The 11,161-nt window shown below is 60.9% G+C and carries 12 protein-coding genes and 1 pseudogene; 5 read left to right on the forward strand and 8 right to left on the reverse strand.

Features of this window, described 5'->3' with window-relative positions:
* Positions 1–3: 3 nt before the first annotated feature.
* The 4 genes from cyoA to hmpA all read right to left on the reverse strand — a co-directional run bounded on the left by cyoA (position 4) and on the right by hmpA (position 4,258).
* Positions 4–945 carry a ubiquinol oxidase subunit II gene (gene cyoA, locus CAG25_RS07575; protein WP_011335843.1) on the reverse strand — a complete coding sequence of 314 codons (942 nt, stop codon included), beginning with the start codon at positions 943–945 and terminating at the stop codon, positions 4–6.
* Between the two features lie 825 nt (positions 946–1,770).
* Positions 1,771–2,280 (reverse strand): disulfide bond formation protein B, encoded by a 510-nt coding sequence (locus CAG25_RS07585; protein WP_007956723.1) that lies wholly within the window; start codon positions 2,278–2,280, stop codon positions 1,771–1,773.
* A 25-nt stretch (positions 2,281–2,305) separates the two neighbouring features.
* Positions 2,306–2,866 (reverse strand): ester cyclase, encoded by a 561-nt coding sequence (locus CAG25_RS07590; protein WP_085610945.1) that lies wholly within the window; start codon positions 2,864–2,866, stop codon positions 2,306–2,308.
* A gap of 210 nt (positions 2,867–3,076) precedes the next feature.
* Positions 3,077–4,258: an NO-inducible flavohemoprotein gene (gene hmpA, locus CAG25_RS07595; RefSeq protein WP_085610946.1), complete on the reverse strand. Its 1,182-nt coding sequence runs from the start codon at positions 4,256–4,258 to the stop codon at positions 3,077–3,079.
* A gap of 163 nt (positions 4,259–4,421) precedes the next feature.
* Between hmpA and norR the strand changes: the two genes are divergently transcribed.
* The 5 genes from norR to CAG25_RS07620 all read left to right on the forward strand — a co-directional run bounded on the left by norR (position 4,422) and on the right by CAG25_RS07620 (position 8,730).
* On the forward strand, positions 4,422–5,978 hold the full coding sequence (gene norR, locus CAG25_RS07600; protein WP_085610947.1) for a nitric oxide reductase transcriptional regulator NorR: 1,557 nt from the start codon (positions 4,422–4,424) through the stop codon (positions 5,976–5,978).
* A gap of 147 nt (positions 5,979–6,125) precedes the next feature.
* Positions 6,126–7,028: a chemotaxis protein CheV gene (locus CAG25_RS07605; protein ID WP_011335848.1), complete on the forward strand. Its 903-nt coding sequence runs from the start codon at positions 6,126–6,128 to the stop codon at positions 7,026–7,028.
* Between the two features lie 27 nt (positions 7,029–7,055).
* A complete protein-coding gene (locus tag CAG25_RS07610; RefSeq protein WP_085610948.1) occupies positions 7,056–7,514 on the forward strand; it encodes an N-acetyltransferase in 459 nt (152 codons plus the stop codon).
* 61 nt (positions 7,515–7,575) lie between these two features.
* Entirely contained in the window at positions 7,576–7,893 is a 318-nt protein-coding gene (locus tag CAG25_RS07615; protein WP_039765638.1) for a hypothetical protein, read from the forward strand.
* An 87-nt stretch (positions 7,894–7,980) separates the two neighbouring features.
* The gene (locus CAG25_RS07620) at positions 7,981–8,730 is read left to right on the forward strand and encodes a YkgJ family cysteine cluster protein (protein WP_085610949.1); all 750 of its coding nucleotides are present in this window, start codon (positions 7,981–7,983) and stop codon (positions 8,728–8,730) included.
* On the opposite strand, the gene CAG25_RS07625 is transcribed toward CAG25_RS07620, so the two are convergent.
* From CAG25_RS07625 to CAG25_RS07635, 4 genes and pseudogenes are all read right to left on the reverse strand, one after another.
* Positions 8,727–9,791, reverse strand: coding sequence for a methyl-accepting chemotaxis protein (locus CAG25_RS07625; protein ID WP_371857711.1), 1,065 nt, complete (start codon positions 9,789–9,791; stop codon positions 8,727–8,729). The genes CAG25_RS07620 and CAG25_RS07625 overlap by 4 nt on opposite strands.
* 243 nt (positions 9,792–10,034) lie before the next feature.
* Positions 10,035–10,316 (reverse strand): annotated as a pseudogene (locus CAG25_RS29085) (PAS domain-containing protein); the annotation flags it as partial.
* 147 nt (positions 10,317–10,463) lie between these two features.
* The gene (locus CAG25_RS07630) at positions 10,464–10,691 is read right to left on the reverse strand and encodes a hypothetical protein (protein ID WP_085610951.1); all 228 of its coding nucleotides are present in this window, start codon (positions 10,689–10,691) and stop codon (positions 10,464–10,466) included.
* A gap of 134 nt (positions 10,692–10,825) precedes the next feature.
* Positions 10,826–11,161, reverse strand: a 336-nt coding sequence (locus CAG25_RS07635; RefSeq protein WP_085643985.1) for a DUF6124 family protein, incomplete at its 5' end; no start/stop codon positions are given.

Here is an 11,161-nt window from a genome sequence, read left to right on the forward strand (position 1 = left end):
CGTTTACTCCTCTGCCCCGGCAGCTGAATGCGAATTCGAGTCCATATCCGTTGCCGCCACTTCTTTCTCTTTCTTCTCGTGCTTCAGCGGCTTACCTGGTTTCATGCCTTCGTACTTGTCGACGATGGTCTGGAACAGGTTCGGCGTGACCGAGGAGTAGAGCTCGACTGGATTGTTCTGGCTTGGCTTGGCAAGGGCTGCGTATTCAGCGGCTTCAAGCTGTTTAGGTGCCTTTTTGACTTCACTTACCCAGGCGTCGAAATCTTCCTGAGAAGTTGCGATCGCTTTGAATTTCATACCGGTGAAACCAGCGCCGCTGTAGTTGGCGGAGATACCGTCCATTTCAGCGTTGCGGTCAGCGATCAGGTGCAGCTTGGTGGTCATGCCCGCCATCGCGTAGATCTGGCCGCCCAGGCCCGGGATGAAGAACGAGTTCATCACCGCGTCCGAAGTGATCCGGAAGTTAACCGGGGTGTGCGCCGGGAACACGATCTTGTTGACCGTGGCGATGCCTTGTTCCGGGTAGATGAACAGCCACTTCCAGTCCAGCGCGACCACTTCGATGGTCACCGGCTTGACGTCGGATTCGATCGGACGATACGGATCCAGCGAGTGGGTCGACTTGTAGGTGATGTAACCCAGGGCAATGATGATCAGGACCGGGATGGTCCAGACTGCCACTTCGATCTTGGTCGAGTGCGACCATTTCGGGGTGTAGACGGCGTTCTTGTTGGAGGCGCGGTACTTCCAGGCGAACAGGAAGGTCATGACGATGACCGGCACAACGACCAACAGCATCAGCAGCGTGGCGGTGATGATCAGGTTGCGCTGTTCCAGGCCGACCTGGCCCGTTGGATTGAGCAAGGTCATGTTGCAGCCTCCCAGCAACAACGTGCCGAGCAGCGGCACTAGGCCTAGTAATCTGGGGTACCTGTTTTTACTCATCTCACGACCTCTAAAGCAGCTTGCGCAATGCAGTTGGGTTTTGATCGCCAACACTTCACCCTGCCAAGGGTTGGCATTTTCTTTGGATTGAATAAGGGCCGCCCGTCGCGCGTCAGACGCTCGACAAAACCTGGGACAGCGGTCAGTTCTTATTCGAATTCGTGGTCAAAGGCCTTGTTACAGACCAATTCCATTTGGTGCGGAAAGTTGGAAAGGCACCGACACCTGGGTGTCTCGCAAGCCTCTCGGCTGCCCGACACCCGACTTCCTGCTCGCCTCCTTAATAAAGGCTGAACAGTGCCGGGAATTCAGTGCGGGCGATTGTAGATAGGTAGCGCCCTATACACCATGTCTTATCCCGAAATAATTTTTATCGCTCAGAGCAACAATCCATCATCGTTTTTGCAAAAGTGCCCCATGTTATCGAAATCGATTCTCAACAAAAACATCAAAAAATGTAGGCCTATCGGCCTCAGTTCAGACAGCTCCGAGAGCTTTTTCCCACGGCGCGATCCGCGCAAAGCCCGATATGCCAAGGCTTTTGGCCATCTGTCAGAGTCTGTTAAAACTGCCTGATCCGGCACTCCCGTGCAAAAACCAAAAAACTCTGAAACAGACCAATCCTTTTTTGTAACAGCACTCCAATCCGGGCCTGTGAACCGCGCTGCGACTGGGCGCGTGTGACAACATGTCGCACACCTGTCGCACCCTTACTTGCCGTTCGTCACGGTGTTTTCACCAAGACCCTGAAATGCAAAACGCCTCAATTTCCGTCACCGCAAATCGAGGCGTTTGTTTTATCGGCGCACGCGCCGAAAAGTTGATTCAGCGCAACGCTTTTCGGTTACGCGAGGTCAGCAGCGGCACCAGAATCACCACCAGCACGAAGGCCACCAGCGCCCATTGCGCCAGCGACAGACCGAGGATCGGCGGGTACGGCGTCGAGCAGAAACCGTCGACCTGGAAGCCCAGCGGGAAGATCTTCGCCAGCGGCAGGTCATCGACGATCGGCTGCAACACATCGATGCCGCAGCTCACCGCCGGATAGAACTGGGTGTACACGTGATGCCCGGCGACACCGGCCCCGGCGATGGCACAAATCACCACCAGCACCTCAAACACGGTGATGCTGCGCCGGGTGCGCATGGCCGCGCCGATGAACGCGAACAACGCGATCAGCAGCAACGCATAACGCTGCAGGATGCACAGCGGGCACGGCGCCTCGCCCAGCACGATCTGCATGTACAGCGCGCCGCCGATCAGCGCCAGGCAGATGATGCCCAGCAACACCAGATAGCGCCGCTCACGTCCCAATCGAATCGTTTCCTCGCTCATCGCGTTTCCCTTTCAAGTCCATGGTTCAGCTGGCCGGCGGCTGCGCTTGCAGTTGCGCCATCAGGCTGATGTTGTCTTCGATATGCCAATTGGCCGCGATGCGACCGTTGTCGATCTGATAAATATCGGTTGCCCGGAAGTCTACACGCTGGCCCTGCCCTTTGAGAGCCTTGAAGGTGCCGGTGAAATGCCCGCGAAAGTGCAGGTGCACCACCACGCGATCCCCGGCGACGATCATTTGCTCAATCTCGCAGCTCAAGTCCGGCACCGCCGTGCGAAAGAACCTCGACGCCAGCAGTGGCCCGGTCGGCCCCTGCACCCGGCCTTCCGGCGGGGTCTTGTCGACGAACTGCGGCGACAGGGCGGCGGTGGCCAACGCCTCTTCGCCCGTGTTCCAGAAACTGCCATAACGCCGCGCCGCCAGTTCCATTGCATCTCGCTGGGCCTTGGGCAGGCTCTGATCGACGATCAGGGTCTGGGGTTCGATCAAGGCGGATTCGGCGAAGGCGAACGGACTGGACAGCAAGGCAACCGACAGGCCCAAAGTGGCCAGGCTGAAACGACGGGAAGAGGCGAAGTGCGACATGGGGACGATCCTGATCATGTAAACGAACGAGCGCCTATCATCAGCATCGGGGAATAAACGATAAACCGGTTAAGAAACGATTAACCTTTAAACAGAATTTAAGAATCAAGTCCGCGTAACGGCCAATCGCGGGCAAGCCCGCTCCCACATTGAAATGCATTCCAATGTGGGAGCGGGCTTGCTCGCGAATGAAGGCGACTCGGTTCCGGATTATTCCAGAGCAGCAGCCGGCCCGAAGAACTCATACCGGCTCTGCTTCTCAGGCACGCCCAGCGCCTTCAGGTGACGCTTGATCGCCCCCATGAAACCTTTCGGCCCGAGGAAGTAAGCGTCCACATCACGCTCCACCGGCAGCCACTCGCCCAGTTGCTCTTCATTCAACAACCCGACCTTGTCCGCCGCCGGGCTCACGCCGTCATCTTCGGCGTAGCAATAGAAGCGCTTGAGCTGCGGATGGCGCGCGGCCAGCCCGTCGACCCAGTCCCGAAACGCATGCACGCTGCCGTTGCGCGCACTGTGAATGAAGTACACCGGACGCTCGGTTTCCAGCGCCGCTTCCAGCATCGCCAGCGTCGGAGTGATGCCGACGCCGCCGCTGATCAGCACCAGCGGTTTGTCGCTGGCAGTCAGAGTGAACTCACCCGATGGCGGGAACAGCTGAATGCTGGCGCCGACGTGCAGTTGATCGTGCAGGTAATTGGAGGCACGGCCGCCCGGTTCGCGTTTGACGCTGATGCGGTACTGACCTTTGTTGGCCAGGGCAGACAGCGAGTAGTTGCGGCGGATTTCTTCGCCGTCGAGGATCAGCTTCATGCCGATGTACTGACCCGGCTCGGCGGCGAGGATCGGGCCCTTGTCCGCCGGTTCGAAGTAGAACGAGGTGATTTCCGCGCTCTCCTCGACCTTGGCCGCGACAATGAACTCCCGCGCCCCGCGCCAGCCGCCGACGGCTTGTTCTTTCTGGTCATAGATCGCGGTTTCGGCGCCGATCAGGATATCGGCCAATTGACCGTAGGCTGCGCCCCAGGCACTCATCACTTGCGGGGTGGCGATTTCTTCGCCGAGCACTTCGGAGATGGCGCGCAGCAGGCAGGTGCCGACGATCGGGTAGTGCTCCGGCAGGATTTGCAGGGCCACGTGCTTGTTGATGATCTTGGCCACCAGATCGCCCAACTGGTCGAGTTGATCGATGTGGCGGGCGTACATCAACACACCGTTGGCCAGAGCGCGAGGCTGGTCACCGCTGGCCTGGTGGGCCTGGTTGAACAGCGGGCGGACTTCCGGGTACTCGGAGAGCATCATCCGGTAGAAGTGGGTGATCAGCGCTTCACCGCCGCTTTCCAGCAGAGGCACGGTGGACTTGATGATGGCACGATCCTGGACGCTAAGCATAAGGGTGACTCCTGAGCTTTCTCTAAAAGTGCCTTATCCATTCCAGTATTCGTGCCAACTATTTTTTCTATACAAATCAATAGCTTGAAAATTTTGTAGTCAGATCGACACAAGCACCTCTATAGTCGCTTCGACTACAACGTGTCTCTTTGACTACAAGCCTATGTCCGCCAAATCATTGCTCACCGCCCTGCTTCCACTGGTTTCCGACCTGTCCCGCGAATTGCCCGAAGGCGAGCGCTACCGGCGCCTGCTCGAAGCCATGCGCGCCCTGCTGCCCTGCGATGCCGCCGCATTGTTGCGCCTCGACGGTGAATGGCTGGTGCCGCTGGCGGTGGACGGTTTGAGCACCGATACCCTCGGCCGGCGCTTCAAGGTCAGCGAACACCCGCGCTTTGAAGTGCTGCTGGCCGGTGAAGGGCCGACCCGCTTCGCCGCCGACAGCGATTTGCCCGACCCTTACGACGGGCTGGTCGACGGCCTCGACGATCATCTTGAAGTTCACGATTGCCTCGGCTGTCCGTTGTTCGTCGATGAAAAACTCTGGGGCCTGATCACCCTCGACGCCCTCGATCCGGAGCGTTTCGAACCGATCGAACTCGACGCCCTGCAAGCCTTCGCCAGCCTCGCCTCGGCCACTGTGAATGCCGCCGAACGCATCGAACGTCTGGCGATCCGCGCCGAAGACGAACATCAGCGCGCCGAGGTCTATCGCCAGGCCAGCGGCCAGCAGAACCGCGAAATGATCGGCCAGAGCAAGGCGCATAAACGGCTGGTGGAAGAGATCAACCTGGTCGGCGGCAGCGACCTGACCGTGTTGATCACTGGCGAAACCGGAGTCGGCAAGGAACTGGTGGCCCAGGCGATTCACGCTGCCTCCAAGCGCGCCGACAAACCGATCATCAGCCTCAACTGCGCCGCCCTGCCGGATACCTTGGTGGAAAGCGAACTGTTCGGCCATGTGCGCGGCGCCTTCACCGGTGCCACCAGCGACCGGCGCGGCAAGTTCGAACTGGCCAATGGCGGCACGCTGTTTCTCGATGAAGTCGGCGAGTTGTCGCTCACCGTCCAGGCCAAGCTGTTGCGGGTGTTGCAGAGCGGTCAGTTGCAGCGCCTGGGTTCGGACAAGGAACATCAGGTCGATGTGCGCCTGATCGCTGCGACCAACCGCGACCTGGCCGAAGAAGTGCGCAGCGGCCGCTACCGCGCCGACTTCTACCATCGACTCAGCGTCTACCCGTTGCGGGTGCCGGCGCTGCGTGACCGGGCGCGCGATGTGTTGCTGCTCAGCGGCTATTTCCTGGAACAGAACCGCTCGCGCATGGGCCTCAACAGCCTGCGTCTGAACAGCGACGCGCAGGAAGCGCTGCTGGCCTACACCTGGCCGGGTAACGTGCGGGAACTGGAACACCTGATCGGACGCAGCGCACTGAAAGCGCTGGGCAACTGCAAGGTGCGGCCGAAGATTCTCAGCCTCAGTGCGCTGGATCTCGATCTGCCGCGCGAGGTTGTGGATAACTCACCGGCGCCGTCCGAAGCAGCCACCCTCCAGCCGTTGATCAGCGGCGACCTGCGCACCGCCACTGAGCAGTATCAGCGGCAGTTGATCAGTGCAGCGCTTGAGCGCAATCGGGACAACTGGGCCAGTGCGGCGCGGGAGCTGGGGCTGGACCGGGCGAATCTGGGGCGGATGGCGAAGCGGTTGGGGATGAAAAGCTGAAATGTGCTTCAAGTTCAAAAGCGCCTTCATCGGAACGCCACCCGACAACTAACCTAAAGCCCAACCTTTTGGCGCCGATAACCCGGCATCAATAGTTTCTGGCGACTTCCACCTTCGCCCACCCACCTTTCTCCACAGAAGGTTTTTATGTCTTCCAACAAAGCCCGCGCAGATTCACTTTCGCTTCTGCTGTTTACCTTGCGCAGCGGCAAGCTGATGGCGATCAACCTGCTGAAGGTCAGTGAAATCATCCCCTGCCCGCCGCTGACCAAGTTGCCGGAGTCGCACCCGCACGTCAAAGGCATCGCCACCCTGCGCGGTGCTTCGCTGTCGGTGATCGATCTGAGCCGGGCCATCGGCGAGCGGCCGTTGGAAGATCCGAACGGCGGCTGCCTGATCGTCACCGACGTCAGCCGTTCGAAACAGGGCCTGCATGTGCAGGCGGTGAGCAAGATCGTGCATTGCCTGACCACCGACATCAAACCGCCGCCGTTTGGTTCCGGCGGTTCGCGCGCCTACATCACCGGCGTGACTTCGGTCGACGGCACGCTGGTGCAGGTGCTGGACATTGAAAAAGTCATCCACGGCATCGCCCCGGCACAGATCGAAATGGCCCCGACCGAGCTGAGCATGGAAGACGCCGAAGTGCTGGGCAACGCGCGGATCCTGGTGGTCGACGACAGTCAGGTGGCACTGCAGCAATCGGTGCACACCCTGCGCAACCTCGGCCTGCAATGCCACACTGCGCGCAGCGCCAAGGAAGCCATCGACTGCCTGCTGGACCTGCAAGGCACGGCGCAGCAGATCAACCTGATCGTCTCCGACATTGAAATGTCCGAGATGGACGGTTACGCCTTCACCCGCACCCTGCGCGAAACCCCGGACTTCGCCCACCTCTACGTGCTGCTGCACACCTCACTCGACAGCGCGATGAACAGCGAAAAGGCCCGCCTCGCCGGAGCCAACGGCGTGCTGACCAAGTTCTCCTCGCCCGAGCTGACCCACTGCCTGATCGAAGCGGCCAAGCATGTCGCTGCTCAGGGTCACTGAGTCTTGAGCGAGACGTTCTGTTTTCTGATGCGGCGCGACCTGAGCCAGGACGTGCCGACCATCGAATGGCCGAACGGCATCGAACTCACGACTTACAGCGCCGAACGCGCATCCGCCGTGCATGAACTGATGCAGATCGGCTACCGCGAAGGCGGTGGCCGGGTGCCGGCGCTGGACGTCTGGCAACAGCAGTTCGAAACCGATCCGGAATACGATCCGGCACTGTGTTTCATCGCCAGCGATGCCGAAGGCGTCATTGGCGTGGCGCAATGCTGGACCAGTTCCTACATCAAGAATCTGGTGGTGCATCCTCGGGGGCAAGGTCGGGGATTGGGTCGGGCGTTGCTGCTTCATGCGTTCAAGGCGTTTCGGGATCGACGCGAAGGGTTTGTCGACCTGAAGGTGCTGGAGAGCAATCAGCGAGCGCAGCGCTTGTACGAAATGTCTGGAATGTATGTGGTTCGCCGGGAATTGGTGCCGGACTGACAAACTAAAATCCTGCGGCATACTCCAACCTTGGCGATCAACTTCCAAGGATGCCCGAGCCATGAAACGCCTCGCCCTCTCCGTACTTTGCCTCATCGCCCCGTTGGCCCACGCCTCCAGCCCCGACGCCTGGGCGGCCTACGACAAAGCCGTGCTCGCCAGCTGCACCAAGGCCAGCGGCCTGAAAAACGCCAAACCGGTCGGCAACGCCGCGCAATTCGATGACCGCGTCGGCTACACCGCGCTGTTGTTGCAAGGCCAGTACCCGCAAAAACACATGAAGGGCCAGCAAGGCACCGAGCTGTGCCTGTACAACAAAAAGTCGAAAACCGCGTTCGTCACCGAATGGGACTCGATCCGCCCGACCGCCAAACCCTGAGCGAATGGCGCACAACTTGCTTCACTCCGGGCCTGTACGGCGGCTTTATGTCGCCGATTCACACCCTGATTGAAGATTGCCCGCTCAATGAATACGACCTTTTCCTGCGTAGGCTGCGGCAAATGCTGCACCGATCACCATGTGCCCCTGACCCTGGCCGAAGCCCGCATGTGGGCGGCTGACGGCGGTCAGGTGATCGTGCTGGTGGAGGCGTTTCTTGCCAACGGCCTGGGCCTGCCGGAACAGCAGCGTGAACACGCTCAGCGGCGTTCGGCGGTGGTGCGCAGCGGAATGTCCGACGCCCACGTCGCGATCACTTTCGCCGCCTACAACGTCGGCCCCTGCCGGAATCTTGACGAAGACAAGCTGTGCCGCATCTACGAGCGTCGGCCGCTGGTGTGTCGCATTTATCCCGCCGAAATCAATCCGCACATCCCGCTGAACCCTGCCTCCAAGGACTGCCCGCCAGAATCGTGGGAGCAAGGGCCGCAACTGATCGTCGGCGGTGAGCTGGTGGATCAGGAACTGGTGACGCTGATCCAGCGCTCGCGTCAGGCCGATCGCGACGACATCCGGATCAAGGACGCGATTTGCGGCTTGCTCGGCATCCGCACCACCGCGCTCAAGGGCGACGGGTTTACCGCGTACCTGCCGGACATGGGCGCGTTTGCCTCGGTGATCGATCAGGTCACGGCCCAGCCATTGAGCGAAGTTTCCAGTGAATGGCTGTTCCATGTCTCCGGCGACGACATTGCCGGGCAAGTGCGGGCGGCCGGGGCACAGGTGGTGTCCGAGCCGCCGCAGACCTACGCGTTCATTTCGTTGCGAGCGGCCTAAGCGCCCCGCCGCCGCCCCCAGAACTCCCGCGCCAGCGAACGCAAATCCCCCGCCAGCCCCGCCACATCCTCTGAGTTGAGCTGGCTCTGGCGCCCTTCATCCACCGTCAACTCGCACGCCGTGCGAATACTGACGATGTTGCGGTTGATGTCCTCGCTCACCGCGCTCTGCTCCTCGACCGCTGCGGCAATCTGCAGACTCATCTCGGTGATCTGCTCGACCCGCCCGCTGATTCCGTCCAGTGCCCGGGCCGCACGCTGGGCCTGTTCGACGCTGTTATCCACATGCTCGCTGCTCTGCTGCATCACCAGCACCGCATCCCGCGCGCCGTTTTGCAGGGTGCTGATCATCCGTTGAATCTCGTTGGTCGACTGCTGAGTACGCTGAGCCAGACCACGCACCTCATCGGCCACCACTGCAAACCCACGTCCCGCATCCCCGGCCCGCGCAGCTTCGATCGCGGCGTTGAGCGCCAGCAGATTGGTCTGCTCGGCGATGCTGCGAATCACCTCCAGCACCCCGGAAATCTCGATGCTGTGGCCTTCGAGCTGATGAATTACCTCGGTCGCCCGCCCCAACTCCTCGGCCAGCCGCAACACTGCACTGCGACTCTCGCCCACCAGCAGATGACCTTCACGGGTTTCCGTACCCGCCATGTCCGCCGCCACCGACGCCTGCTGCGCATGGCTGGCCACCTCGGCCACACTGGCCGCCATCTGATGAATCGCCGCCGCCACCTGATCGGTTTCCGCCTGCTGCGCCAACGTGCTGGTGTGACTGCTGTGCAGATGATCGACCAATTGCGCCGCATGCCCGGCCAGCCGCTGCGATGCATCACCGATCCGCCCCACCACCGCGCCGACCTGCGCTTCAAGCATCTGCAAGGCAAACTCGATCTGCCCGAACTGATCCCGCCGCCCGGTATAAATGCCCTGGCTCAACGGGTTATCGGCAATCAGCCGGGCACGCTCGGTCAAATGCTCCAGCGGCCGCAATAACCAACCCACGCCCAGCGCACAGGCGCCACTGCCGGCCACCAGCGCAGCGGCTTCGATGCCCATGGACTCCGGCCGCAGCCAGGCTTCCATCCCCAGCACCAGCGCCAGCACCGAACTGGTCAACGCCATGATCTTCGCCCGCAAACTCAGGCTCGGCAGCCACTGCCACCGCGCCACCCGCCCCTCGCGCAACTGCGCATACGCCCGCTCCGCCGCCGCCATCTGCCGCGCATCCGGCCGTGTACGCACCGACTGATACTCCACCGCCGCACCGTTCTGCGTGACCGGCGTGACATAGGCACTGACCCAGTAGTGATCACCGTTCTTGCAACGATTCTTGACCAGCCCCATCCACGACCGCCCACCCTTGAGCGTCTGCCACATATGGGCAAACGCCTGCGCGGGCATGTCCGGATGACGCAGCAAATTGTGTGGCGCACCCAGCAGCTCGTCGCGGCTGTAACCGCTGATCCTGATGAAGTCGTCGTTGGCGTAGGTGATTGCGCTGGTCAGATCGGTGGTCGAGAGAATGTTCGCATCCGGCGCAACATCGACATTGCGCCCGGTCACCGGGAGATTGATCTTCATGAAAAGCGCGCTCGTTTTATTGGAAAGAGTCGGCAGGGCTGCTGACTCTAAGCGCACTCACTGGTTAAACGTTGATCTGGCTCAGGAACTGAGCAATTAGCCATCACTGTGACCGAAAATCACAGCGACGGCCGAGGCGGGAATGAATCAGCGCTTGCCCATCGAACGGCGAGTACCCGAAGGCGCCACACCCGGAATCTTGGCGTGACGATCACCGTCCTTGCCCTTGAACTGCGGCTGCTTGGCCGCTTTGGCCGCCGCCAGCTCACCTGGCTTGAACGGAAACTTGAACGCAGGAATGGTCGGCTTGGATTCGCCGGTCTCGGCCAGCTCTGCCGGGACATCGCTCACAGCGTTGTCGATTGGGGAAGTCATGAAAGCTCCGCGAAGCAAAAAGTCCGGCCCGGTGGACGAGCCGCGAAAGCGCGCAGTATACCTGCGTGTGCGGAGTTTAAAGAGTCCCCAAAAGGGTACGACCGGTCCCTTTTGGGAACTCTTCGACTAGCGGATCACGTTTGCGGATCAACCCGATCCAGCGCCCTGTTCACCGCCAACTCGGCCAGCATGATGATCTGCTGGATTCCCAGCGCCGTACTGCGCTGCGGGCCCGAAAGCTCATTGGCGAAATTGCTGGCGATGGTACTGGCCGACGCCAGGGACTCGCAGGCATTGGCCAGCAGGCTTTCGGTGTCGACGTTAGGAGTGACCATGTACATCGTGCTCGGGCGAGGTTTGGCAGGGTTGGGGCAGAGGTAATAATCGAGGGCGCGTTTGATGGCTTCGCGGTTACGGGCGAGGTCTTCGGCGCGCATGGCCTCTTCGAGTGGGGTGGGGGATTCGAGGGG

This window comes from Pseudomonas sp. B16(2017) (genome assembly GCF_002113205.1).
GTDB lineage: Bacteria > Pseudomonadota > Gammaproteobacteria > Pseudomonadales > Pseudomonadaceae > Aquipseudomonas > Aquipseudomonas pharyngis.

What these genes read in the sequence shown, in the direction of transcription:
- cyoA (WP_011335843.1), bottom strand. Translation starts at nt 945, where the DNA reads ATGAGTAAAAACAGGTACCCCAGATTACTAGGCCTAGTGCCGCTGCTC.
- CAG25_RS07585 (WP_007956723.1), bottom strand. Translation starts at nt 2,280, where the DNA reads ATGAGCGAGGAAACGATTCGATTGGGACGTGAGCGGCGCTATCTGGTG.
- CAG25_RS07590 (WP_085610945.1), bottom strand. Translation starts at nt 2,866, where the DNA reads ATGTCGCACTTCGCCTCTTCCCGTCGTTTCAGCCTGGCCACTTTGGGC.
- hmpA (WP_085610946.1), bottom strand. Translation starts at nt 4,258, where the DNA reads ATGCTTAGCGTCCAGGATCGTGCCATCATCAAGTCCACCGTGCCTCTG.
- norR (WP_085610947.1), top strand. Translation starts at nt 4,422, where the DNA reads ATGTCCGCCAAATCATTGCTCACCGCCCTGCTTCCACTGGTTTCCGAC.
- CAG25_RS07605 (WP_011335848.1), top strand. Translation starts at nt 6,126, where the DNA reads ATGTCTTCCAACAAAGCCCGCGCAGATTCACTTTCGCTTCTGCTGTTT.
- CAG25_RS07610 (WP_085610948.1), top strand. Translation starts at nt 7,056, where the DNA reads ATGCGGCGCGACCTGAGCCAGGACGTGCCGACCATCGAATGGCCGAAC.
- CAG25_RS07615 (WP_039765638.1), top strand. Translation starts at nt 7,576, where the DNA reads ATGAAACGCCTCGCCCTCTCCGTACTTTGCCTCATCGCCCCGTTGGCC.
- CAG25_RS07620 (WP_085610949.1), top strand. Translation starts at nt 7,981, where the DNA reads ATGAATACGACCTTTTCCTGCGTAGGCTGCGGCAAATGCTGCACCGAT.
- CAG25_RS07625 (WP_371857711.1), bottom strand. Translation starts at nt 9,791, where the DNA reads ATGGGCATCGAAGCCGCTGCGCTGGTGGCCGGCAGTGGCGCCTGTGCG.
- CAG25_RS07630 (WP_085610951.1), bottom strand. Translation starts at nt 10,691, where the DNA reads ATGACTTCCCCAATCGACAACGCTGTGAGCGATGTCCCGGCAGAGCTG.